The organism is Pseudomonas grandcourensis, assembly GCF_039909015.1.
Lineage (GTDB): Bacteria > Pseudomonadota > Gammaproteobacteria > Pseudomonadales > Pseudomonadaceae > Aquipseudomonas > Aquipseudomonas grandcourensis.
In genome coordinates, this window is record NZ_CP150919.1 from 4,916,874 (window position 1) to 4,942,306 (window position 25,433).

Here is a 25,433-nt window from a genome sequence, read left to right on the forward strand (position 1 = left end):
CCAACGCCACAAGGCCGGGGCGGTTAATCATCGGTTAATCGCCACCCGCCACTGTGCACCTCATTAGCACAGGGCAAAGGCTTATCCATGCGTCGTCTGTTTTTACTTTTTACCCTAATGATCGCGGGCCTGGCCCAGGCGGGAACCAATCCGTTCGACACCAAACCTGAATTTCTCCCGGTTGATAACGCCTTCGCGTTTACTTCTGAACGCCTGGAATCCGGTGAAACCCAGCTCTATTGGCAGATCACCGACGGCTATTACCTGTACCAGAAACGCTTGAAGTTCGACGGATTGCCTGTCGAACAGCATCCTGCATTGCCGGAAGGTGAAGCCCACAGCGACGAGTTTTTCGGTGAGCAGCAAGTCTACCGTCAGGGCCTGGAACTGAAGATTCCGGCGGGGGCCAGCGGCCAGGTCAAAGTCAGTTACCAGGGCTGCGCCGATGCCGGTTTGTGTTATCCGCCACAAACCAGAGTCGTGGACCTCGGCAATGCCAATGCGCTGAATGCAGCCACTGAAGCACCCGACCAGGCGCTGGCCAGCGGCCTGCAACAACGGGCGCTGGGCTGGAGCCTTTTGCTGTTCTTCGGCCTGGGCCTGTTGCTGGCCTTCACGCCTTGTTCATTGCCGATGCTGCCGATTCTGGCCGGATTGATCGTCGGCAGCGGCGCCACGCCCAAACGTGGATTCGCCCTGGCCAGCAGCTACGTGATCAGCATGGCGCTGGTGTATGCGGCAATGGGTGTCCTGGCCGCCTCTCTCGGGGCGAACCTGCAAGCCTGGTTGCAGAACCCCTGGCTGCTGGGCAGTTTCGCGGCGATTTTCGTGCTGCTGGCGCTGCCGATGTTCGGCTTCTTCGAACTGCAACTGCCGGTAGCCGTGCGTGATCGCCTGGAAAACGTTTCGCGCAACCAACGCGGCGGCAACCTGATCGGCGCCGGGGTACTGGGGGCACTGTCCGGTCTGCTGGTGGGCCCGTGCATGACCGCACCGCTGGCCGGCGCCCTGCTCTACATCGCGCAAAGCGGTAACGCGTTGCATGGCGGGTTGATTCTGTTCGCCATGGGCATTGGTATCGGTGTGCCGCTGTTGCTGCTGGTGACCGTCGGCAATCGTTTCATGCCCAAGCCTGGCGCCTGGATGAACCTGGTCAAAGGCATTTTCGGCTTCCTGTTCCTCGCCACCGCATTGTTGATGCTGCGCCCGGTGCTGGACGAATCCCTGTGGGTCGGCTTGTGCGGTGCGCTGCTGTTGATCGCGGCCTACAGCGCCTGGAAACAGTCGGAAGGTTTTGGCCGTATCGCGCACCTGTTTGGCGCCAGCTCGTTGCTGCTCGGTTTATGGGGTGGCCTGTTGGTGATCGGTGCGGCCGGTGGCGGTGATGATCCGTTCAAGCCATTGCAGGTCTACCGCGCCTCGAACCAGGCGGTGGCCGCCGTCCCGGTTGGCCACGATGCCTTCACCACCGTCAAGGATCCGCAGGCACTGCAGCGGGAACTCGACGCCGCACAGGCTCAGGGTCAGTGGGTGCTGCTGGACTATTACGCCGACTGGTGCGTGTCGTGCAAGGTCATGGAAAAACAGGTCTTCGGCAAAACCCGTGTCCTCGAAGCCTTGACCGATGTGCGCTTGCTCCGACTGGACGTCACCGCCGACAATGCCGCCAGCCGCGAACTGCTCGGCCGTTACAAAGTGCCAGGGCCACCGAGCCTGTTGTGGATTGGCGCGGACGGTGAAGAGCGTCGCAGCCAGCGCATCACCGGCGAGGTCGATGCCGATACTTTCCTGCAACGCTGGACCGACACCCGAGACGCCCGTTAATGCTGACCTTCACCCTCGGCACCTTTGCCATCGCGCTTAATCACCTGCTGCTGATCAGTGCGCTGGCGCTGGCCACTTTTGTCGGCTGGCGGGTCGCCAAGCGTGGTGGTGAAAACCCCGAGTCGGTGCTGTTCAGCCTGTTCCTGCTGGGCATGCTGGCAGCCCGAATCAGTTTCGTGGCGGCCTATTGGGTGCACTATCGCAATGATCCGTGGCAGGTCATCGACCTGCGCGATGGCGGTTTTCTCGCCTGGCCGGGGGTGGTCGTGGTTTTGCTCGCCACGCTGTATCGCGGCTGGCGTCGCCCGGGGCTGCGTCGTCCATTGGGCTTTGGCGTGGCCAGTGGCCTGGTGTTCTGGCTGTTGGCGACGTTCTCCCTGTCGATTTATGAACAAGGCACACGCCTGCCGGAAATCACCCTGCGCAACGCCGCCGGCGAAACCGTGCAACTGGCCGACTACAAGGGCGGCCCGTTGGTGATCAATCTCTGGGCCACCTGGTGCCCACCGTGCCGCCGGGAAATGCCGGTGCTGGAAAACGCCCAGCAACACCGGCCGGACCTGACGTTCCTGTTCGTCAATCAGGCCGAAAGCATGCAAAGCGTCGCAACCTTCCTGGAAACCCAGGGCCTGAGCCTGTCCAACGTGCTGTTCGATGGCAGCGGGCGCCTGAGCCAGGCCGTCGGTTCCATGGCATTGCCGACTACGCTGTTCTACAACCCCGAGGGCCGCCTGCTGGGCAGCCATCTGGGCGAGTTGTCGGAGGCCAGCCTGGCCCGCGCCCTGGAAAACTTCGACACCGTACCCGCCACCTCTTCAAGGAAATTGCCATGCCCCGCCTCCGCCACCTGCTGACCCTGAGCCTCGGTGCTGCCCTGTTGCACCTGCCATCGGTGCAGGCCGAAGAGTTGCCCGATGCGATCAAGAAAATCGAGGCCAAGGGCGCGAAAATCGTCGGCCAGTTCGACGCCCCCGACGGCTTGCGCGGTTATGCCGCGCAATACCAGAACCGCGGCATGGCGCTGTACCTGACCCCGGATGGCAAACACGTGTTGCTGGGCAACCTGTATGACGCCGAGGGCAATGACCTGAGCAGCGCACCTTTGCAGAAACTGGTGTATGCCCCGATGGCCAAGGAAGTCTGGGCCAAGTTCGAAACCAGCAACTGGATCGGCGACGGCAAGAAGGATGCGCCGCGTGTGGTGTACCTGTTCAGCGACCCGAACTGCCCGTACTGCAACATGTTCTGGGAACAGGCCCGGCCGTGGGTCAAGGCCGGCAAGGTACAGTTGCGCCACATCATGGTGGGCATCATCCGCGAGGACAGCCCGGGGAAATCCGCCGCACTGCTCGCAGCCAAGGACCCGGAAAAAGCCCTGCAGGACCACGAAGCCGCTGGCAAGGACAGTTCGCTCAAGGCCCTGAAGGAAGTGCCGCCGGCGATTCAGGCAAAGTTCGCGGCCAACATGCAGTTGATGGAAGAGCTGGAGTTGCAGGCGACGCCGGCGATTTTCTACATGGATGACAAGGGTAATCTGCAACAGCAGCAAGGTGCGCCGACGCCGGACAAACTGGCGAAGATTCTCGGGCCGAAGTGACAGCACTGACGCCATCGCGAGCAGGCTCGCTCCCACAGGGATAGGCGATTACCTGTGGGAGTGAGCCTGCTCGCGATGGCGTCGGTAGATTCGACTAACTTCTGTCGGCCAAAAATGCCAGCAGGGTTTGCGTCACAAACTCCGGATTCTCCAGATTGGAAATATGCCCTGCCTCCGGCACCAGCACCCACGGGCAGCCAATCAGCTCAGCCATTTCACGGGCTTCACTCGGTGGCCGAGGCTTGTCCTGATCGCCGCACATCACCAGTGTGATCGCGGCGTCCAGTTCGCCCAGACGCGATAACTGGTCATCGCGCCCAAACGTAATCCGCCCCATCGGCACGATACTTTCACGCAGGCGATCCGCGGGTAGAGCCGCCAGGGAAGCATGAAAATCCCGGTAGAGCGCCGACTGCGGATCAATGCCCGGCCGGAAGAAAATCGGCACCACGATATCCAGCAGCGCTGGCGTGATGACACCCGCCTCTTCGATCTGCTTCAAAAGTGAAAAGTAATACTGGCGAGTCGGCTCCGGTTCGGCGCCGACGTAGGTGTCCATCAACACCAGGCCATTGAGCCGGTGCGCTGCCGACAACGCCAGACGCACGCCCCACATGCCACCGACCGACAAACCGACCAGCGTGACCCGCTCGATGTCCAGGTGGTCGAGCAGGACCAATGCCTGACGCGCCAGGTCATCCAGCGATGCCGTACCGACAGGCAATGGCCCGGATTGGCCATGCCCCCACAGGTCCAGGGCTATCACGCGATACTGCTGCGAGAGCGTGGCAATCTGCGGCGCCCACATGGCCTGGTCCCACAGGTAGCTACCAGCCAGCAGTACCGCCGGGCCGGTGCCTTGATCGATGTAGTGAAGGGGTTGTCCGTCTATCGTTACGAAGGGCATCGACTGTCTCCTCAGGAAAAGTTGAACCGGAACACTGAGCAGCTGACGGACCGCAGTCAATCGCAGGAATGTATGCGTTTGTATAACCGCCATCGCGAGCAGGCTCCCGGTGCCATTGGTCGGAAGCGCTTTTTTTAGCCATTAGAACTGTCAAGTCTGACAGTAGCCGCCACCCTGTTTTCAGAGCATATCTAACCACTGCCAAATTCGCCGATAAACAGACAGGAGTGGTTACCGTGGCTAAAAAGAAATCTCCGGAATTGCCGTACCCCAAGGTCAAGAACGCAACCAGTGACAATCTGCTCTATCCCCTGGAGGCCATAAGTGGCACCAAGGTCACTGTTGCCTTTGAAGGCATGCGCAAACGACACAGGATTCAACTGCATTGGGATGGACCATCAGGGGCTGGCAGGCCAACGCTGCCGGTTGTCGATGGCCGGGACATTGGCAATGTAGTGATTCCGATCGATGCGTCAGTCATTGGTGCCTGTGTTGGTAAAACCGTGTCCGTCTGGTACACCGCGACACTTGGCGATCAGACGAAGGAATCCTACAAGCTGGAACTGACGGTCGAAACGATTGAACCTGACGACCTGCCAGCACCTGAGTTTTGTGACCTGGAATGGGTAGACGGCGATTGGTGGCTGGACATGCACTTATTCAACGGCGATGCCCGGATCGCCTTGCCGGTGTGGCCCTTCATCGCCGCCGGACAGCGCTTGTGGATACTGGCAGTAGGCAATGAGCATCAGGAAGACAACTACCGTTTCGCCTGGGTGCTGGAAAACCACATCGTGACAACTCAGGAAGCCGAGTCTGGAGGTGAATTTGAACTGGATCTCTCGCGCACCTGGCTGGCCGGTTGTGAGGACTATTCATCCGTCACCTTGAATGTGGCCGTGACGTTCGACGGTGCACACGGGACGCCACCGGTGGATCCGTCGGTTTCTCTACTGCCGGCAAACGCCCATGAGTTACTTCACACCACTGCCAAGCTACGGGTGACTGAAATTGAGGAGTTCGACGACTTTGAAAGCTATCCGGCAAGAGAGTATCTCGGACCTGGCAATTTCATCGATACGCGTCTTTTGAAGTTCGAATTGCCTCGAGACTCTCACAAGGGCATCGGGCTGCATGTCGTGCGAACACCCCCCGAAAACATCCCCGGAATGCTTGAGAAGCAGGCGTTGGCGTTGTGCTGTGGAGGTGTAGTAGGACAGCCTCGAACAGCACATTTACTGCTCAAATGGAAGTGCAGCCGCATCAAATTTGCGTACGCGACAACCGACAAGAGCGCGACCTTCAAGTTCTTTGGCGACGGAATTGAACCGCTTGGGGAGCGAACGCCAGAAAGCGGGACTTGGGTGGATTTTCAGGACTCGCAAGGTCGATTGGTTCATAAGATCGTGGTGGAGAGTTCGGACCACGGATCTATTGATAACCTGACCGTCTGGCACAAGGGGGAACCCAATCCCGTGTAAGCCGCTGACAGTACGTCGATACTCTGTGTCTCGACGTACTGTCAGAGTGGCTCGCTTAACGGTACTGGAGATTTACAACCCTTCCAGCTCCGCCATCAGGTCATTCAAGCGATCCACCTTCTCCTCGGTGAGCTCGCTGGCCGCCAATCCGTCGATGTACCAGGCCAACTCCTCCACCGTGCTGCACTCGAACATCGCCCGCAGCGGCACCTCCCGCTGCAGGGTTTTCTGCACCCGCGAGGCGATTTGCGTGGCCAGCAGCGAATGCCCGCCCAACTCGAAGAAGTTGTCGCGAACACCCACTTTTTCGACCTTCAATACTTCGGCCCAGATGCCTGCCAGGGTCTGCTCCAGCTCATTGCGCGGCGCCTGGTAATCCTGGCTTTGCTGCTGGCCGATCTCCAGCGCCGGCAGGGCCCTGCGGTCCAGTTTGCCGTTGGCGTTGAGTGGCAGCTTGTCCAGCCATAGCCAGTGCAGCGGCACCATGTACTCAGGCAACTCGGCACGCAGACGCTGCTTGATGCGTTCCAGGCGTCCAGCCGGATCGAGCGCAACATCCGCCGCGACCAGATAGCCCACCAGATGCTTGCCGCTCGCCCCTTCCTGCACACCCACCGCCGCATCGCGGACTTCCGGCTGCTCATGCAGGCGAGCCTCGATTTCACCCAGTTCGATACGGTAACCACGGATCTTCACCTGATGGTCGACCCGACCGACATATTCCAGCACACCGTCACTGCGACGACGGGCCAGGTCGCCGGTGCGATACAGGCGCTCACCCGCTGCGCCGAACGGATTCGGCACAAACACCGGTGCGGTACGCAGCGGATCGCCGACATAGCCGCGACCGACCCCGGTCCCTGCTACGCACAACTCCCCCACCGCGCCCAGCGGTACCAGTTCCAGCGCTCCGTCGAGCAGATACAACTTGTTGTTGTCGGTCGGCGCGCCGATCGGCAGGTAGCTGCCGCGAGTCGAAGCCATATCAACGCGGAAGAACGCCACGTCATCCGAGCACTCCGCCGGGCCATAGGCATTCACCAGGCCGATCTGCGGATAGCGCAGCAACCATTGATGCGCCAGTTCCGGCGGCATCGCTTCACCCGTCGGCAGCATCCAGCGCAAGCCGTCGAGGCTCATGTGCTCTTGGGCGAGCATGCCCTGGATCAGCGACGGCACGCTTTCCAGCACGCTGATGCCCTGGCTTTGCACGTGGGCCAGCAAACCCTGGGGATCGTGGGCGATGGTGTTCGGCACGATGTCCACCCGGGCGCCGAACAACGGCGCGGCGAGGAACTGCCACACCGAAATATCGAAGCTTTGCGAAGCGGTTTGCGCAATCACATCGGTGTCGCTCAGGTTCAGATATGGCACCTTGCTCAACTGGTTGTTGAGCATGCCGCGCTGTTCGACCATCACACCTTTGGGCAAACCGGTGGAGCCGGAGGTGTAGATCACGTAGGCGAGGTTGTCCGGGCTGCTGTAGACGCCAGGATTTTCCGCCGACAGCGCAAGGGCCTGGACCTCCTCCCAGACCAGCAGCCGTGGCCGGCTGGCGCAGCCGAATTCGTCGAGCAAGGCCTGCGCCTGCTCACGACAGGCTTGCGTGCACACCAGCAATGGCGTGCGGCTCAGATCGATGATCCGGTTCAGACGCTGGCCCGGCAAACCCGGGTCCAGCGGCAGGTAACCCGCCCCCGCCTTGAAACTGCCGATGATCATGCCCAGCAAATCGAGGCTGCGTTCGGCCAGCAAGGCTACCGGTTGATCGCGCCCGACACCGGCGGCGATCAATGCGTGACCAAGACGGTTGCTGCGCTGGTTCAGCTCCAGATAACTGTACTGCCGGTCCAGACAACTGGCGGCAATCCGCTGCGGGTGCCGGGCAACCTGGGTTTCAAACAATGCAACGTAGCTCTGCTCCAGCGGGTAATCCTGTTCGCTCTGGTTGCAGCCATGGAGGAGGAAGTCCTGCTCCTCGGCCCCCAGCAACGGCAGGTCGGCCATGTCGCCATGGAAACCTTCCACCAACGCCAGCAACAAACGCTTGAACTCACCGAGCATGCGCTCGACCGTGGTCTCATCGAAGTAGCGCTGGTCGTAGGACAGGTGCAAGCCCAGGTCATCTCCCGGATAGCACACCGCCGTGAGCGGGAAGTTGGTATGGGTCCGGCCCGAATCCGAGGTCGCGTTGAGGCTATGCGCACGGTCCAGCACCGAGACTTCCACCGGGGCGTTTTCGAACACGAACAGGCTGTCGAACAGCGGCTGGCCCTTGGGCAGTTCGCTTTGCTCCTGGATGTTCACCAGCGGCAGGTATTCGTATTCCCGCAGTTGCATGTTGTGGTCGAGCAGACCGTTGAGCCACTGGCGCACGCTGCAACGCTGGCCGTCCTCGGGCATTTTCACCCGCAGTGCGATGCTGTTGATGAACAGGCCGACGGTGCGCTGCATCTGCGGCATCTCCACCGGACGCCCGGCCACGGTGACGCCGAACAGCACGTCGCGATCACCGCTCAAGCGCCGCAGCACCAGCGCCCATGCCGCCTGGACGAAGGTATTGATGGTCAGCTGATGGGCCTGGGCCAGTTCGCGCAATCGCGCGCCGTCATGGGCATCGAGCCTTGTGTATTGGTCGCCGACGATCATGCCGCCGCTGTCGCCGGCATGCTCGCGCAGCAATGGCCGGTCGCTCGGGATCGGCGTGGTCCGTTCGAAACCCTGCAGGCTGGTTTTCCACCACTGCCGCGCTTCGGTCAGGCTTTGGTGTTGCAGCCACCCGATGTAGTCGCGATAACGTGGCGGCACTGCCAGCTGCGCTTCCAGGCCTTCGCCGAGGGCGCTGTAGATCTCGAAGAAATCGTTCATCAGCAGCGAACGGCACCAGGCGTCGATGAGGATGTGGTGGTTACTCATCATGAACCAGTAGCGCGCCGCGCCCACATGGATCAAACGCAAGTGGAACGGCGCCTGGTTGAGCAGATCGAACCCGGCCTCACGTTCGGTCTTGAGCAGGGTTTGCAGCTTCGGCTCCTGCTCGGCTTCGGCGAGATCGCTCCAGTCGAGGAATTCGATCGGCGTGCTGCCCGGTTTGTGGATCACTTGCAGCATGTCTTCGCCCACGTTCCAGCAAAACGACGCACGCAACGCTTCGTGGCGGGCGATCACCGCTTGCCAGGCCTGGGCGAAACGCTGCGGGTCGAGTTCGCTGTTGATGCGGTAGCGGTCCTGCATGTAGTACAGGCCGGTGCCCGGCTCCAGCAAGGTGTGCAGCAGCATGCCTTCCTGCATCGGGGTCAGCGGGTAGACGTCTTCGATGACGGCGGGCGAGACCGGCAGCGCATCCAGTTGCGTCTGGCTGAGATTCGCCAGCGGGAAGTCCGACGGCGTCAGGCCGCCCGCGTCGTCGCGCAGGCAATGCTCGATCAGGCTGTTCAACTCACCGAGGTAGGCATCGGCCAACTCGTTGATGGTTTGTGCATCGAAGCGTTCGGCGCTGAAGGTCCAGCGCAGTACCAGTTCACCGCCATACACCTGACTGTCGACGCTCAGTTCGTTGGGCAACGGGGCATTGGCATCGTGGGCCGCGCCAATCGCTTCATCTAGCGGATGGAACAGCGCGTCCGCCCCGAAACTCTGGTCGAACTGCCCGAGGTAGTTGAAGGTGATCGGCGCCACCGGCAACCCGGCCATGCGCTGGCGACTCTGGTCATCGGCGAGGTAGAGCAGCACGCCATAGCCGAGACCTTTGTGCGGCACCGCACGCAGTTGCTCCTTGATCGCCTTGATCGAAGCGCCCTGCCCGGCGGCTTCTTCGATGTTCGACGGGGTCAGGCGCAGCGGATAGGCGCTGGTGAACCAGCCGACGGTGCGGGTCAGGTCGATCTCGTCGAACAGCGCTTCGCGGCCGTGACCTTCCAGTTGAATCAGCGCCGATGGCTGACCGCTCCAGCGGCACAGCACGCGGGCCAATGCGGTCAGCAGCAAGTCGTTGACCTGGGTGCGATAGGCACTCGGTGCCTGTTGCAGCAACTGTTGCGTGCGCTCGCTGTCGAGGCGCACGCTGACGGTTTGCCCATGCCGGTTCTGCCGCCCGCCCTCGGGGTGATCGCAGGGCAGATCGGCATTTGGTCCGGCCAGTTGCGCCTGCCACCAGCCCAGTTCTTCGCGCAGGGACTCGCTGCCGGCGTAGGCCTGCAAACGTGCGGCCCAGTCCTTGAAGGCGCTGGTTTTCGCCGGCAGTTTCACCGACTGCTGTGCGTCCAGTTGGCGATACACGGTTTGCAGATCGTCCAGCAGCACGCGCCATGAAACGCCATCGACCACCAAATGGTGAATCGCGAGGAACAGCCGTTGCTGACCGTCGGGACCATCGACCAGCAACACACGCAGCAACGGCCCGTCTTCAAGGTCGAGGCTGCGCTGGGCATCGGCGAACAAGGCCGCGCATTTGTCCATGGACGAAACGCGTACCTGCCACAACACCGGCGCGTCGGAAATCCCTTGGTGTGTGGCCTGCCATTGGCCGGCGACCTTGCTGAATCGCAGGCGCAAGGCGTCGTGCTGCTCGACCACCGCCAGCAGTGCTTGCTCCAGACGATGGGGTTCGAGGGCGACAGTCGGTTGCAGCAACAATGCCTGGTTCCAGTGCTGGCGTTGCGGGATGTCGGTGTCGAAGAACCAGTGCTGGATCGGCGTCAGACGCGATTCGCCCATGATCAAGCCTTGCTCGGCGCGAACCTGCTCGGTGCGGCTGGCCACGGCGGCGAGGGTCTGCACAGTCTGGTGCTGGAACAGGTCACGCGGACTGAAGTGAATGCCCTGCTGCCGCGCCCGGCTGACCACCTGGATCGACAGGATCGAGTCGCCGCCCAGTTCGAAGAAGTTGTCGTTGAGGCCAACCTGTCCGACGTTGAGCACTTCGCACCAGATCTGCGTCAGCGTGACTTCAAGTTCATTGCTCGGCGCCACGTACTGCTGTCGGTTCAGCTCCGGGTCCTGTGCCGGCAGCGCGCGGCGGTCGAGTTTGCCGTTGGCGGTCAGCGGCATGCTGGTCAGCAGGGTCAGGTGCGTGGGTACCATGTAGTCTGGCAGTTGCGATTTCAGATGCGTTTTGAGGGCTTCGCGCAAGACCGATTGCTGTACTTCATTCTGTTCGGCGACGTCAGTCACCAGATAGCCAACCAGTTGCTTGCCGCTCGGGGCATCGAGTGCCATCACCACCGCTTCACGGATCGATTCGTGCTCCAGCAAACGGGTTTCGATTTCACCGAGCTCGATACGGAAGCCGCGAATCTTCACTTGATGGTCGATGCGACCGAGGTACTCCACCAGGCCGTCGGCGCACTGGCGCACCAGGTCGCCGGTGCGGTACATACGCCCGCCGCTGGCGGCAAACGGATCGGCGACAAAGCGCTCCGCGGTCATGCCCGGACGCTCGTGATAACCCTGGGCCAGGCCCGCGCCACCGACGTACAACTCGCCCGTCGCGCCTTGCGGCACCAACGCCAGGTCGGCGTCGAGAATGTAGGCCACGCGGTCGCCGATCACGCTGCCGATCGGTACGCTGCCAGCGCCCTCTTCCAGTACTTCTGGGGCAAGACCGGCCAGCGGCATGACCACGGTTTCGGTCGGGCCGTAGGCGTTGAAGAACTGGCTCGGCTTGAAGGCAGCGCGAATGCGCGCCAGGTGTTCACCGGTCAGCGCCTCGCCGCCGGTGATGATCATGCGCGCCGGCAGGGTTTCATTTTGCGTTGCCAGCCATTGCGCCAACTGGCTGCCGTAGCTCGGCGTGAAACCGAGGACGTTGATGTGATGACGACGGATCAGACCACAGATTTCTTCTGCGTCCCATTGCCCTTGAGCTCGCAGCACCACTTGCGCACCGCTGAGCAACGGCACCAGCAATCGCTCGGTGGCGGCGTCGAAGTTGATCGAATAGAAGTGCAGTTCGCAGTCGTCGGCGCGCATTGCGAATCGCTCGATCACCGCGCGGCAATGCATGGCGATTTCGCCATGGGACACCACCACGCCTTTCGGTTTGCCGGTCGAGCCCGAGGTGTAGATCAGGTAGGCCTGATGCTGCGGCAGGCTGATCAACGGCAGCTCGGTGGCCGGGTAGCTGGCCAGTGCAGCGGCGTCCTCTTCAAGACACCAGCGGCCGACGGTCACCGGCAACTCGCCCAACGCCTTGAACATCGCCGCATCACTGAGCAGCAATCCGATGCCGCTGTCTTCGATCATGTAATGCAAGCGGTCCAGCGGGTACTCCGGATCCAGCGGCACATAGGCGCCGCCGGCCTTGAGGATCGCCAGCAGGCCGACGACCATCTCCAGCGAGCGCTCCAGTGCCAGGCCCACGCGTACCTGCGGCCCGACACCACGCTCACATAGCATCCAGGCCAGGCGGTTGGCGCGGCTGTCGAGTTCGGCGTAGCTCAGGGTCTGCCCGGCAAAGGTCAGGGCCGGAGCGTCTTGGCGCATCAAGGCTTGCTCGGCGAACAAATGATGAATGCATTGATCCAGTCGATGTTCGCCCGGCTCGACACCGAGGCTGTCGAGCAGATGTTGTTGTTCGCCGCTCGCCAGCAGCGGCAACTCGCTCAAGCGTTGTTGCGGATCGGCAATCAGCGCCTCCAGCAGGTTGCGCCAATGCCCGGCCATGCGCGCAATGCGCGGTTCGTCGAACAGATCGGTGCTGTAGGTCAGGCAGCAACCCAGGCGATAGTCGAGGTCGGTGACCTCCAGGTTGAGGTCGAACTTGGTCGCGCGGGCATCGTTGGCCAGGTACTCGACCGTCATGCCGGCGAGGGTGCGGCTTTGCTGGAACTCCCAGCGCTGCACGTTGCACATCACCTGGAACAACGGGTTGTAGGCCGCGCTGCGTGGCGGTTGCAAGGCTTCCACCAGATGATCGAACGGCAGGTCCTGATGGGACTGGCCTTCGATCACCGTGTGGCGCACCTGCTCGAACAACTCGCCCACGGACATCTGCCCGTCGAGCCGGCAGCGCAGCACTTGCGTGTTGAGGAACGCGCCGATCAGCCCTTCGCTTTCCGGACGAATGCGGTTGGCCACCGGCGCGCCAATGCGCAGATCGGTCTGGCCGCTGTAGCGGTACAGCAGAGTGGCCAAAGCGGCGGTCATGGTCATGAACAGCGTCAGGCCGTTTTTCGCGTTGAAGGCGCGGACCTTTGCCGCGAGCTCATCGCTAAGGTCAAAGCGATACAACTCACCCTGATGGCTTTGCACCGGAGGACGCGGACGGTCGGCCGGCAACTCCAGCAACGGGTGTTCACGGCCCAGTTGCGCGGTCCAGTAATCGAGCTGGCGCTGACGCTCGCCGGACTCCAGCCACTGACGCTGCCACACGCTGTAATCCAGGTACTGCACCGGCAATGGCGCCAGCGGCGATTCACGGTCATCGACGAACGCTTCGTATAGCGCGCTGAGCTCCCGGGCAAAAATGTCCATCGCCCAGCCTTCGGTGACGATGTGGTGCAGGGTCAGGACGAAGTAGTGCTCCTGTTCGGCGGTCTTGACCAGGCAGGCGCGCAGCAAGGGTCCGGTTTCCAGATCGAATGGCTGGTGCGCTTCGTCGTCGGCCAGTTGCTGGACCTGCCACTCGCGGACTTCGGCATCCAGCGCAGTGAAATCCTTCCACGCCATGCACACGCCGGTTTGCGCGTGTACTTGCTGGCGGGCGACGCCGTCGATGCTCGGGAACGTCGTGCGCAGGGTTTCGTGACGCAGGATCAGGGCTTGCAGCGCGGCCTCGAAACGCGCCACGTCGAGCACGCCGCGCAGCCGCGCCATGCCGCCGACGTTGTAGGCAGGGCTGTCGGGCTCCATCTGCCAGAAGAACCACATGCGCTGCTGGGAATAGGACAGCGGCACTGGCTGGCTGCGGTCGATTTTCTCAATCGGCGGCTGCTTGTTGGTACTGCCGCTGGCCTGGATCAGGCGAACCTGTTCGGCAAAGGCACCGAGTTCGCTGTGTTCGAACAGCGCCCGCAGCGGCAACTCGACGTCGCAGGCCTGGCGGGTGCGGGAGATGATTTGCGTGGCCAGCAACGAGTGGCCGCCGAGGGCAAAAAAACCATCGCGCAAACCGACTTGCGCCAGGCCCAGCACTTCACGCCAGATGCCTGCAATCTGTTGCTCCAGTTCGGTTTCTGGTTCGACGTGTTCGCGAACCTGCCACTGCGGTTCCGGCAAGGCGCGGCGGTCGAGTTTGCCGCTCGGGCTGAGGGGCATTTCATCCAGGCGCATCAGTTGCGCCGGCACCATGTATTCCGGCAATTCGGCGGCCAATGCGCTTTTCAGGCGTGCGGTTTGCTCGGCTTCGTCCCCGGCATTGTTCGCTGCGGTGTAGTAACCGATCAGTTGCGCCCCGGCCACGGTGTCGCGCACCAGCACCACGGCTTGCGCAACGCCGTCCTGAGCCAGCAGCCGCGCCTGGATTTCTTCCGGCTCTACCCGGAACCCGCGCAACTTGACCTGCTGATCGAGACGGCCGAGGTATTCGATCACGCCGTCCGCCGTCCAGCGCGCGCGGTCGCCAGTGCGATACAGGCGTGCGCCCGGTTCACCCAACGGATCGACCACGAAGCGTTCGGCGGTCAAGGCCGGGCGGCCGAGGTAACCACGGGCCAGGCCAGCGCCGCTGATGCACAACTCACCCGGCACGCCGGCCGGTACCGGGTTGAGATCGCTGTCGAGCACGCGGCAGATCACATTGCCCAGCGGCCGGCCAATCGGCGAGCGTTCGCCATCGGCGCGAGTGCACTGCCAGTGGGTGACGTTGATTGCCGTTTCAGTCGGGCCGTAGCGGTTGTGCAGTTGCACCGCTGGCAGCTGCGCCAGCACCCGGTTGCGCAGCTCCGCGGGCAAGGCCTCGCCCCCGGAGAACACCCGGCGCAGGCTGGTGCATTCAGCGCTGAGCGGTTCATCGATGAACAACGAAAGCAGCGGCGGCACGAAGTGCAATGTGGTCACGCCGTACGCTTGCACCAGCTGCGCGATGCGGTGCGGATCGCGGTGCTCACCGGGACCGGCGATGAGCAAACGGGCGCCAGTGATCAGCGGCCAGAAGCACTCCCACACCGACACGTCGAAACTGATCGGTGCCTTTTGCATCAGCACGTCGGTTTCGTTCAGGCGGTAAGTGTCCTGCATCCATTGCAGGCGCTCGGCCAGCGCCGCGTGGGTGTTGCCGACGCCTTTGGGCTGGCCGGTGGAGCCGGAGGTGTAAATCACATAGGCGAGATTGTCGCCGTGCAGGTGCAGCCCCGGCGCATGGCTTGGCCAGCTGTCCAGGTGCAGGGTGTCCATGGCGATCACGCTGACACCCTCACTGGCCGGCAAGCGTTCGAGCAATCGGGTTTGCGTCAGCAGCAATTCAACACCGCTGTCGCTGAGCATGTAGGCCAGGCGCTCGGTCGGGTAATCAGGGTCAAGCGGCACGTAGGCGCCACCGGCCTTGAGGATCGCCAGCAGGCCGATCAGCAGTTGCGGCGAACGCTCGCAGGCGATGGCCACGCAGATGTCCGGGCCGACGCCTTTGTCGCGCAGGTAATGGGCCAGACGGTTGGCCCGGGTGTGCAGCTCGGCGAAGTCCATCTGGCCGCCGTCCCACACCAGCGCGGTGCGCTGCGGGGTCTGGCGTGCCTGCTCGTTGAGCCATTCTGGCAGCCATTGGCTGGCCGTCGCGCAGGGAGCACTGGCCCAGTCCGATTGCTGAAGGTGCTCGGCAGCCGTCAACAGTGGCAGGTCACCGATGGCAGTGTCCGCTTGCTCGCAGACAGCCCGCAGCAGGTTGCTGAAATGCTCGGTCAGGCGCTCGATGGTCGCGGCGTCGAACAATTCGCTGGCGTAGTCGAAGGACAAGGTCAGGCGACCGTTGCGGTCTTCTTCGCTGTGCAACTGCAAATCGTACTTGGCTTCGCGGCTATGCCACGGCAGCTCTTCGGCCAACAGCCCCGGCAGGCGCTTCAACGCCCCGAGGTCCCTTTGCTGATGGTTGAACATGACCTGGAACAGGCCCTGTTCACGGGCCTGCGGGAAGGCTTCCAGCAGTTGCTCGAACGGCAGGTCCTGATGCGCTTGCGCACCCAACGCCGCCTGACGGGTCTGCGTCAGCAGCTCAACAAATGGCAGGCGTGAGTCCACCTCGGCATGCAGCACCTGGGTATTGATGAAGAAACCGATCAGGCCCTGGGTTTCCAGGCGCGGACGGTTGGCATTAGGCACGCCGATGCGGATATCACGCTGGCCGCTATAGCGGTGCAACAAGGTCTGGAATGCAGCCAGCAACAGCATGAAGGCGGTCGATTCATGGGCCTGGGCGGTCTGTCGAATCGCATCGCTCAGGGGCGCCCCCAGACGCACGGTGTGGCGGGCGGCGCTGTGCAGTTGTTGCGCCGAACGCGGATGGTCGGTGGCCAGGCTCAGGGTTGGATGCTCATCACCCAAGCGGTCTTTCCAGTAGGCCAGTTGGCGCTTGCCCTCCCCTTGCGCAAGCCATTGCCGCTGCCAGCTGGCGTAATCGGCGTACTGCATCGGCAACGGCGTCAGCTCCGCTTGCTGCCCCTGGGAGGCGGCCGCATACAACCGCGAGAACTCGTCGATCAACACATTCAGCGACCAGCCGTCAGCGATGATGTGGTGCATCGTCACCAGCAACTGATGGTCTTCGTCGTCGAAGCGCACCAGCGTCACCCACAGTAGCGGGCCTTTCTCCAGATCGAACTGCGTCCGCGCTTCGTCCTCGCGGATTTGCTGTGCCCGGGTCTCACGCTCGGCGGCCGGCAGGTCACTGATATCGATCAGTTGCAGGTTGAACTCGGCAGCCGGATCGACCTGTTGCAGCGCCACGCCATCACGTTCGAAGAATCGCGTGCGCAGGGATTCGTGGCGCTCGATCAACTGCTGGAAACTGGCGCGCAAGGCGTCCTCATCCAGCTCGCCGCGCAGGCGCAAGGCACCGGGAATGTTGTAGGCGCTGCTGTGCGGGTCGAGTTGCCAGGTGATCCAGAGGCGGTTTTGTGCCAGGGATTGCGGCATCGGTTGCTGGCGTGACAGCGCCGTGATCGCGCTCTGGGCCAGGCCACCGTCCTGTTGCAGACGGGCCACGACATCGGCGAATGCGCCTAGGGTCGGGGCTTCGAACAGCAGGCGCAGGTTCAACTCCAGCCCGAGCTCTTCACGCAGGCGCGCCACCACTTGCGTCGCCGCGATGGAGTTGCCGCCGAGCAGGAAGAAATGATCGTCGGCGCCCACCTGCGTCACTTGCAACTGTTCACACCAGATCCGGCCGATCAGGCTTTGCAGCTCGGAGCCCGACTCGATCCGGCCTGCACTTTCGGTGGCGGCCGACGGGAACATCGCGTAGCTGTCGAGACTGCTGTCCGCCAGACGACTGCGGCACGCCGAGCGCTGCAATTTACCGCTGGAGGTCTTGGGCAGCGCGCCCGGATTGAGCAACACCACCACGCTAGGTGCTTCTTGATATGCCTCGGCGACGGCTTGGCGAATGGCTTTGATCAAGGATTCAGGCGGCAGGATTTTCTGCACGCTGCGGCTGATTTCGGCGGCGATGCCGATGCCTTCCTGACCATCAACCGTGACGGCGAAGGCGGCAACCCGACCTTTGCGCACCACTTCCACTTCGCGCTCGACGGTCTGCTCGATGTCCTGCGGGTACAGGTTGTGCCCACGCACGATCAGCATGTCCTTCAGGCGCCCGGTGATGAACAGTTCGCCGTTGCGCAAAAAACCCAGGTCACCGGTGCGCAGCCAGGTCTTGCCGGCGTGCCGGACGAAGGTCTTGGCGGACGCCTCGGGGTTGCGCCAGTAGCCTGAGGCGATGCTCGGCCCACTGGCCCAGACTTCGCCGACGACGTTGTCGGCCTGTTCGTTGAGCGAGACCGGATCGATGATCAGCACCGCGTGCGCCGGTTGGCTGATACCGCAACTCATGATCGGGCAGCCCTCGCCCGCTTCGACACGGTTCTGCGCCAGGGCCTGATCGTCTACCCGCAGGTTGCCGATGCCTTGGCCGCGCGCTGTGCCGGCCACGAACAGGGTGGCTTCGGCCAGACCGTAGGAGGCCATGAAACTGTCCGCGGTGAAGCCGCAGGTCGCGAACTTCCCGGCGAAGCGCTCGAGGGTGTCGAGGCGAATCGGTTCGGAGCCGGAATACGCCACGCGCCAGCCACTCAGGTCGAGCCGCTCCAGGGCTGACTCGCTGACCCGCTCACTGCACAAGCGATAGGCAAAATCCGGCCCGCCGCTGATGGTGCCGCCGTATTCGCTGATCGCCTCCAGCCAGCGCAACGGCCGGCCGAGGAAATACGCCGGGGACATCAACACGCAAGGCACGCCGCTGAAAATCGGCTGCAGCAGGCCGCCGATCAGGCCCATGTCGTGGTACAGCGGCAGCCAGCTGACGATGACGTCGTCGGGGTTCAGGTCAATGCCGAATCCGTGGCGAATCAGCAATTCGTTGGCCACCAGATTGCCGTGGCTGACTTGCACGCCCTTGGGCAGCGCGGTGGAACCGGAGGTGTATTGCAGGAAAGCGATGTGATCGTCCTGCAAGTCCATCGCGACCCAGCGCTCGGCCAGTGCACCGTCGAGGGTATCGACACACAGCAGCGGCGGCGCCCCTTCGATCTGCTGCAACCCATCGCGCAGCCCGGCACTGGTCAACAGCAAGCGCGGCTGGGCATCGCTGATGATCGACAGCAGGCGCTCCTGGTGATGCCGGCGTGCCGACTCCGGCGGGTAGGCCGGCACCGCGATCACCCCGGCGTACAGGCAACCGAAGAACGCCGCGACGTAATCCGGGCCGCTGGGGAACAGCAACACCGCACGGTCGCCAACATCCGCCTGGGCCTGCAATGCTCCGGCAATCGTCCGCGCCCGCAGGTCCAGTTCTCGATAGCTGAGCACCACCGCCTGATCCGGGGTCTCGGCGAGAAAGCGCAGGGCCACCCGATCCGGCGTCAGGGCCGCGCGGCGCTGAAGGGCTTGGACCATTGTGCTGGGGAGTTCGAACGCGTCGGTCATGAGGTTTCCTGCCTGAATTCGGCTTGGTAGGAGCGAGCCTGCTCGCGAAAATCCGGAGAACGCCGCGGGGTGTCAGGCGCCCATCGTCATCGTTGACGACCATCGCGAGCGAACTCGCTCCTACGGGGTGGTGAGGGTTGCGCTGTGCAATTCATCCTGAGAACGGATGACGTCTTGAAATAATTAGTCGCGAGCCGGAACACAAAGCGGTCTGAAGTGAGTCAACGTGTCGCAGTTCTCACTCCGCACCCTTACAGCGCACTAGTTCTTTTTCTCATTTGACAATCATTATCATTAAGCCTAATTTGTCGCTCGATGTGTAGGACGGCCCCCCGGTTTTTTCGCCGTCCCACTAACCTTTTGGCAGCAGGGTGATTTCCATGATGGAACCAGTATCCACAAGCAGGTGCGATACACCGCTACTTCAGGCATTCGTCGACAATCGACTGATTCTGGTGAAGATCGCAGCCCGAATTACCGGTTGTCGCTCACGTGCCGAAGATGTTGTGCAGGATGCATTCTTCCGGCTGCAATCGGCCCCGCCCATCACCAGTTCGATCAAGGCTCAGCTCAGCTACCTGTTCCAGATCGTGCGCAACCTGGCGATCGACCACTACCGCAAGCAGGCGCTGGAGCAGAAGTATTCCGGCCCTGAAGAGGAAGGGCTGAATGTGGTGATCCAGGGTGCGTCACCGGAAACGTCGCACATCAATTTCTCGACGCTGGAGCACATTGCCGATGCGTTGACCGAGTTGCCGAGCCGCACCCGCTACGCCTTCGAGATGTATCGCCTGCACGGCGTACCGCAAAAGGACATCGCCAAGGAACTCGGCGTCTCGCCGACCCTGGTGAACTTCATGATCCGTGACGCGCTGGTGCATTGCCGCAAGGTGTCGGGCAAGCGTGGCGATATGGCTGCTCGCCAATAAGATCCGAGATCCGCAGCGCACCCATCGCGAGCAAGCTCGCTCCCACGGGGTCCTGTGAACACAGGGCAAATGTAGGAGCGAGCCTGCTCGCGATGGGGCACTCAAGAGCGCCAAAGATCTTGAGCCTTAAGCATCAGGCCAACTTGCACCGGTCAAAAAACCGCTCCCGACCCAACACCATCAGGGCCGCGCGCTTGTGCGGGAAGTCGAACTCTTTCTCGCAGTGAAAGCGCTGCTCCTGCATGTACCCGATCATCTTCGCGTTATCGGCACGGGGCTCGGCAACCACGCGCCGGGTGCGCGGATCATCGAGAAACAGGTAATGCACCAGCGCCGATAACCAGCTCGCCACCTTGTGCGGACCGCGGTGATTTTCTTCGCCCACCAGCATGTGAATGCCACGGTCGTAATCGCCGGCCTCATAAAAGGGTGCAATGCGATCTTCCCTGGCCCAGTAGGCTTCGAAATAAGCGAACGGCTGATCGTCGAAACAACCGATCAGCGTCAGCGTGTGCGGGTCGGCCTCGAGTTTGCTCAGGTATTGGCGATGCTGTTCGAGGCTGCCTTCCTCCTGCCAGAAACTCGCAACTCGCGGGTTGTTCTGCCAACGGTTGAAGCGTGCCAGGTCTTGCTCGATGTCCAGCGTGCGCAGGGAAACCCGGGCGCCCAGCCGCGCATCGAAGCGTCGATACACTTCACCCCGGGGCTTGACCGGCCGCCGTGGATGACGCTTGCCGTCGGTGATGAGCATTTGCTGCGGGTAGCTGCCGGTCAGGGAATGCCTCAGCCACGGCTGCGGTAAGTGCCAGAACAGGGTGCGCTCGCAGTGATACTGGCCGCTGACGGGCGTCGGAATCAGCAAGCCACTGAGCACGGCTTCGTCCGGCACCTCTTGCAGTTGCCAGGTCAGACGCTGGCAGTCGGGGTCGCGAGCGAACAGCCAGTAACAGGCCGCCCACAATGCCTGTTCTTCAGGGCGACTGAAGCGCTCCTCCAGTTGCACGTGCAACTCCGGGCCACGACTGAGCCGCAGGGTAAGCAACGGTTGCCCTTCCAGATTCAGACTCAGGCGGCAATCGGTTTCATCAGCAGCAAGACGACTGCCTGTCGGCAGACACAGGGCATTCAGGTCATTGAGATGGGGCATGGGGCGGGCTCACGATATTCGTCGACAGTTCAACGAAGTGACGTGAGCCAGGGCGGGAAATTTAACCAAAGACCATCAATTGGCGGCTTGTGGCGCCGGTTCGTTGTGCGGGACCGGCACCAGTGCAATCTTGTACGGATCAAAAATCCTCAGCATCTGGCCGTTGTCCCGCAAGCCTTGCAACAACTTGCCGAAGGCCTCGCCGCTGATGGGCGCGGTCGGGCGCAGAATGGCGTAGTGGTGATAGATCTGGTCGACGCGCTGGGATGCCAGCAATTCATCGGCGACTTTTTCATTGCGCAGGAAGTAGTCGCTCAGGTAAGAGCGCGTGACCAGGGCAATGTCGGCCCGACCGCGTAATACCATCAGCAGATTGCTGTCATGGGAATAGGTCAGCGTGGCGTTGTAGTTTTTCGCGAGGTACAAGGGGTCGGCATTGAAGTTGGCGAACTCGTAGTGATAGCCGCTGAACAGTGCCAGGCGCTTGCCGCTCAGGTCGGCAAAATAGCTTTGCTGTCGATCGGGCAGGCGTTGCGCGACAAAAATCTCGGCATCCTCCAGCCCCATATCGACGGCCGTGTGGGGGATCTCTTCCCAACCCCACGCGGGATTTTCGAAGATGGCCATGTCGACCCGGCCCTGCTTGAAATCACCAAAACGCCGGGGAATGGAAGTGGGCACCAGGACAAACTGGTAGTCAGTTTGCGATGCGTTCAGGGCCTCGACCAGCTGCGGCAGCAACCCGGTATCGGCTCCGGATTCCGGGCGCACGGTGTAGGGCGGAAAGTGCGCGGCACCTATGCGCACCAGTTGCGCTGCCTGGGACGGCATCATCGTTGACGCCGCAAGCATCGCCAGCAAAAGCCGCGAGGCTGACCGAATTGGCGAACCCATCAAAACGCCCCCACTCCCAATAAAACGGTACCAATGCATTCAAGCTAGGCGGTTTCGTCCAGTTAGCCAGTTTAATGCTGGCCAATACAAGCTTATTGCCGGTCTTCCAGCACCAGAATCAACGCCTCATCGGCCAACTGATCGAGGCTCATGCTGCCGCCGGCGCGAAACCAGGTGGTGGTCCAGGACAATGCACCGGTCAGGAAGCGGCGGGTGATGAACACATCGCCGCGGATAAACCCGGCGGTTTTGGCTTCGCCCAGTACTTGTAGCCAGATGTCTTCGTAGATGTCCCGCAGCGCCAAGACCTTGGCCTGGCCCTCTTCGGACAGCGAGCGCCATTCGTAGACCAGCACGGCCATGGCCTCGCCGCTGCCGCCCATGATCGACTGCAACTCACAGCGGATCAGCGCCAGCACCTGCTCGCGCACATTGCCGGCCTCGGCGATGGCCGCTCGCATCAACGCGGTGTTGTAGAGAATGGTCTCCTCCATCACCGCCCGCAGGATTTCGTCCTTGCTCTTGAAGTGATGGAAAATGCTTCCGGACTGAATGCCCACGGCGCCGGCCAGGTCGCGCACGGTCGTGCGTTCATAGCCTTTATTGCGGAACAGGTGGGCCGCCACTTGCAGCAGCTTGCCACGGGCGCTGTCCGGGTCGGTCAGTTGGCCGTCGTCGACCAATTGGCGCATCACCCTCAGGGCTTTTTGCTCGTCCACCCGTTCTCTCCTACAGTCGTTCAATCAATAACGCCGATCCCCCCGAAAACAGCGGGGTTGCGCGGGCAATTTAAGCGCATGGATGCAACCAAGCAAGCGCTTGGGCAGAAGATAATCAAGTCATTTACAAACCAAGCGCTTGCTTGGTAATGTCGACGCACTTCGGTTGGAGGTGGCTATGGAATGGACTGCGCCTGAAACAATTCGCATCGGATGTGCCAGCGCCTTCTGGGGCGATACCTCGACCGCTGCCGCGCAACTGGTGGAACACGGGCATCTGGACTATCTGGTCTTCGATTACCTGGCCGAAATCACCCTGTCGATCATGGCCGGCGCGCGGATGAAAGATCCCCGGGCCGGCTATGCGGGCGACTTCATCGAAGTGCTCGCGCCCTTGCTGCCGCAGCTCGCACAGCAAAACATCCGGGTCATCAGCAATGCCGGCGGGGTCAATCCCCAAGCCTGTGCCGCCGCCCTGCAAGCGGCCTGCGACAAGGCCGGGGTGGCGCTGAAGATCGCCGTACTGCTGGGTGATGACCTTCAACCGCAATTCAAACAGCTGCGCAACCTGGGCATTCGTGAAATGTTCACTGGCGCGCCCCTGCCATCGATGTGCGTCTCGACCAATGCCTACCTCGGCGCACCCGGCATTGTCGAAGCCCTGCGCCTAGGGGCGGACATCGTGATCACCGGGCGCGTGGTCGACAGTGCGGTGGTCAGCGCCGCGCTGGTGCATGAGTTCGGCTGGTCGTGGCACGACTACGACAAACTCGCCCAGGCGGCATTGGCCGGGCACATCATCGAATGCGGCGCCCAGTGCACGGGCGGCAACTTCACCGACTGGCGCGACGTGCCCGACTACGAACACATCGGTTTTCCCATCGTCGAAGTCAGCGCCGACAGTCAGTTCATCGTCAGCAAACCCGAAGGTACGGGCGGGCTGGTCACGCCGCTGACGGTGGGCGAACAGATGCTGTACGAAATCGGTGACCCGCGGGCGTATCTGCTGCCCGACGTGGTGTGCGATTTCACTCAGGTCAAACTGCTGCAACAGGGCAAGAACGCGGTGCAGGTGCACGGTGCCAAAGGCCTGCCGCCGACCGCTCAATACAAGGTCAGCGCCACGTACCCCGATGGTTTTCGCTGTACCGCCAGTTGCCTGATCGCCGGCATCGATGCCGTCGACAAGGCGCGGCGGGTCGGCGATGCGATCATCAACAAGACTTCGGAAATGTTCCGCCAGCGCGGCTGGCCGCCCTACAGCGACGTGAGTATCGAGTTGCTGGGCAGCGAGGCCACCTACGGCCCCCATGGCCGGCGTCAGGACAGTCGCGAAGTGGTGATCAAACTCGCAGTGCGCCATCCGGACAAGCAGGCGTTGATCGTGTTCTCCCGGGAAATCGCCCAGGCCGCCACCGGCATGGCGCCGGGGCTGACCGGCATTGTCGGTGGCCGGCCGACGGTGTATCCGCTGATCCGGCTGTTCTCGTTCCTGATCGACAAAACCGCCTGCACGCTGGACATTGATTTCATGGGCCAGCGCCACCCGTGTGCCCTGCCTGCCCTCGATGTGCTCGACCCGCTGGACCTGCCAGCCCCGCTCGCGCCGCCGAAACCGCTTGGCCTGGCCGACGCCAGCGTGGCCCTGGTCAAACTGGCGGTCGCCCGTTCCGGCGACAAGGGCAACCACAGCAACATCGGCGTCATGGCCCGCGCGCCGGAGTTCCTGCCATGGATTGCAGAGGCGTTGACCCCGGAAGTGATCGTCGACTGGATGGGCCACGTCCTCGATCCCATCCACGGGCGGGTCGAACGCTGGTACTTGCCTGCCAGCCACAGCCTGAATTTCCTGCTGGAAAACGCCCTCGGCGGCGGCGGTGTCGCCAGCCTGCGTATCGATCCGCAAGGCAAGGCCTTAGCCCAGCAGCTGCTGGAAATTCAGATCCCGGTGCCGCAGCGCATCGCCGACCAGTTCAACTAGAGGATTGCCGCCATGGCCTACGATTCGATTTTCAAAGCCGATTTGTTTGCCGGTCAAAACATCATCGTCACCGGTGGCGGCAGTGGCATCGGCCGCTGCACCGCCCACGAACTGGCGGCCCTCGGCGCCCATGTGCTGCTGGTCGGGCGCAAGGCCGACAAGTTGAAAACCGTTGCGGCGGAGATCGCCGACGACGGCGGCAAGGCCGACTGGGCGGTTTGCGATATCCGCGAGGAAGAATTGGTGCAGCACCTGGTCAGCGAACTGATCCGCAAGCATGGCCCCATTCACGGCCTGGTCAACAATGCTGGCGGGCAGTACCCGTCACCCCTGTCCTCGATCAATCAGAAGGGTTTCGAAACCGTGATGCGCACCAATCTGGTGGGCGGTTTCCTGATGGCCCGGGAAGTGTTCAACCAGTCCATGAGCAAGCACGGCGGCGCCATCGTCAACATGCTCGCCGACATGTGGGGCGGCATGCCGGGCATGGGCCACTCCGGTGCGGCACGTTCGGGCATGGACAACCTGACCAAGACCGCCGCGTACGAATGGGGTCATGCCGGGGTCCGGGTCAACGCAGTGGCACCGGGGTGGGTTGCCTCCAGCGGCATGGACACCTACGAAGGCGCCTTCAAGGCCGTGATCCCGACCCTGCGCGAACACGTGCCGCTCAAGCGCATCGGCACCGAATCGGAAGTCAGCGCGGCGATTGTTTTCCTGCTCAGTCCCGCAGCGGCGTTTGTCAGCGGCAGCACCTTGCGCATCGACGGCGCCGCCAGCCTCGGCGGCCGCGCCTGGCCGATCCACAAGGCGACCAACAGCGAGTCGTACAACGGTTTCCACCGCGCCTACATACCAGACGTGTTGAAGGACAAGGAATAAC

At 62.4% G+C, this 25,433-nt stretch carries 12 protein-coding genes and 1 pseudogene; 7 read left to right on the forward strand and 6 right to left on the reverse strand.

Translation table 11 applies throughout. The features are described from left to right. Positions 1-87: 87 nt before the first annotated feature. Genes dsbD through dsbG form a run of 3 tightly spaced genes read left to right on the forward strand, consistent with a single transcriptional unit; the run spans position 88 to position 3,421 of the window. Positions 88-1,824, forward strand: a complete 1,737-nt coding sequence (gene dsbD, locus AABM52_RS21910) for a protein-disulfide reductase DsbD (RefSeq protein WP_347907935.1) — start codon at positions 88-90, stop codon at positions 1,822-1,824. Further along, positions 1,824-2,678: a TlpA disulfide reductase family protein gene (locus tag AABM52_RS21915; protein ID WP_347907937.1), complete on the forward strand. Its 855-nt coding sequence runs from the start codon at positions 1,824-1,826 to the stop codon at positions 2,676-2,678. The genes dsbD and AABM52_RS21915 overlap by 1 nt, the downstream gene beginning before the upstream one ends. Beyond that, entirely contained in the window at positions 2,654-3,421 is a 768-nt protein-coding gene (gene dsbG / locus AABM52_RS21920) for a thiol:disulfide interchange protein DsbG (protein WP_347907939.1), read from the forward strand. The genes AABM52_RS21915 and dsbG overlap by 25 nt, the downstream gene beginning before the upstream one ends. Before the next feature lie 94 nt (positions 3,422-3,515). On the opposite strand, the gene AABM52_RS21925 is transcribed toward dsbG, so the two are convergent. Continuing rightward, positions 3,516-4,328 carry an alpha/beta fold hydrolase gene (locus AABM52_RS21925; RefSeq protein WP_347907941.1) on the reverse strand — a complete coding sequence of 271 codons (813 nt, stop codon included), beginning with the start codon at positions 4,326-4,328 and terminating at the stop codon, positions 3,516-3,518. A 236-nt stretch (positions 4,329-4,564) separates the two neighbouring features. Between AABM52_RS21925 and AABM52_RS21930 the strand changes: the two genes are divergently transcribed. Further along, entirely contained in the window at positions 4,565-5,809 is a 1,245-nt protein-coding gene (locus AABM52_RS21930; RefSeq protein WP_347907942.1) for a hypothetical protein, read from the forward strand. 72 nt (positions 5,810-5,881) lie between these two features. Here the strand turns inward: AABM52_RS21930 and AABM52_RS21935 are convergent, their stop codons facing one another. Continuing rightward, positions 5,882-18,880 carry a non-ribosomal peptide synthetase gene (locus tag AABM52_RS21935; protein ID WP_347907944.1) on the reverse strand — a complete coding sequence of 4,333 codons (12,999 nt, stop codon included), beginning with the start codon at positions 18,878-18,880 and terminating at the stop codon, positions 5,882-5,884. Between the two features lie 25 nt (positions 18,881-18,905). Continuing rightward, positions 18,906-19,031 (reverse strand): annotated as a pseudogene (locus AABM52_RS21940) (outer membrane lipoprotein carrier protein LolA); the annotation flags it as partial. 229 nt (positions 19,032-19,260) lie between these two features. Here AABM52_RS21940 and AABM52_RS21945 point away from each other — a divergent pair. Then, a complete protein-coding gene (locus AABM52_RS21945; protein ID WP_046040580.1) occupies positions 19,261-19,809 on the forward strand; it encodes an RNA polymerase factor sigma-70 in 549 nt (182 codons plus the stop codon). A gap of 133 nt (positions 19,810-19,942) precedes the next feature. On the opposite strand, the gene AABM52_RS21950 is transcribed toward AABM52_RS21945, so the two are convergent. The 3 genes from AABM52_RS21950 to AABM52_RS21960 all read right to left on the reverse strand — a co-directional run bounded on the left by AABM52_RS21950 (position 19,943) and on the right by AABM52_RS21960 (position 22,569). Continuing rightward, positions 19,943-20,956: a GNAT family N-acetyltransferase gene (locus AABM52_RS21950; protein WP_347907946.1), complete on the reverse strand. Its 1,014-nt coding sequence runs from the start codon at positions 20,954-20,956 to the stop codon at positions 19,943-19,945. Between the two features lie 75 nt (positions 20,957-21,031). Continuing rightward, positions 21,032-21,850, reverse strand: coding sequence for a transporter substrate-binding domain-containing protein (locus AABM52_RS21955; protein ID WP_347907947.1), 819 nt, complete (start codon positions 21,848-21,850; stop codon positions 21,032-21,034). Between the two features lie 92 nt (positions 21,851-21,942). After that, positions 21,943-22,569, reverse strand: a complete 627-nt coding sequence (locus AABM52_RS21960) for a TetR/AcrR family transcriptional regulator (RefSeq protein ID WP_347907949.1) — start codon at positions 22,567-22,569, stop codon at positions 21,943-21,945. 178 nt (positions 22,570-22,747) lie between these two features. Between AABM52_RS21960 and AABM52_RS21965 the strand changes: the two genes are divergently transcribed. Then, a complete protein-coding gene (locus AABM52_RS21965; RefSeq protein WP_347907950.1) occupies positions 22,748-24,550 on the forward strand; it encodes an acyclic terpene utilization AtuA family protein in 1,803 nt (600 codons plus the stop codon). A gap of 12 nt (positions 24,551-24,562) precedes the next feature. Beyond that, positions 24,563-25,432 carry an SDR family oxidoreductase gene (locus tag AABM52_RS21970; RefSeq protein WP_347907952.1) on the forward strand — a complete coding sequence of 290 codons (870 nt, stop codon included), beginning with the start codon at positions 24,563-24,565 and terminating at the stop codon, positions 25,430-25,432. The last annotated feature ends 1 nt before the right edge of the window (position 25,433 follow it).